This is a genomic window from Lysinibacillus sp. GbtcB16 (assembly GCF_019091145.1).
Taxonomy (GTDB): Bacteria; Bacillota; Bacilli; order Bacillales_A; family Planococcaceae; genus Lysinibacillus; species Lysinibacillus fusiformis.
In genome coordinates this window covers 1-361 of sequence record NZ_JAGXJV010000184.1, presented here as the reverse complement: position 1 = coordinate 361, position 361 = coordinate 1, and the positions used below count along the sequence as shown (strand labels likewise).

Below are 361 nucleotides of genomic sequence, written 5' to 3'. Positions count from 1 at the left end.
GAGAATTTCAAGTTGCAATTTTAGCTCCTTAGCTACACCGTTTAAATCCAGTCCATAACTGTTATTCATAGTATTCTCCTTCAAGATTTTTTAACCAATTCTTCTCGCAAATTTACTATCTACGGTGAACCGTTCCATTTCTTCTGCTCCCGTTATATAAAATGGACCACTACGTAACCAAGCATGAGCAACCATCTTTCCATTCTTATCCTTTGCGGTCCCTAAATACAGAGTACTCTCAATTTGACGTCTTTTTAGCATTTCCATTCCAGCTATCGCACTCACAAGACATTTACTCTCCCAAAAAGTGTGCTGACTCATAATACGTATTGCTTCAGAAATACTTCTTAATATAAATTTA

1 protein-coding gene is annotated in these 361 nt (G+C 36.3%); it reads right to left on the bottom strand.

Features of this window, described 5'->3' with window-relative positions; genetic code table 11:
• Positions 1–90: 90 nt before the first annotated feature.
• A partial coding sequence (locus KVT27_RS23920; protein WP_217582105.1) for a lasso peptide biosynthesis B2 protein occupies positions 91–361 on the bottom strand: 271 nt, incomplete at its 5' end.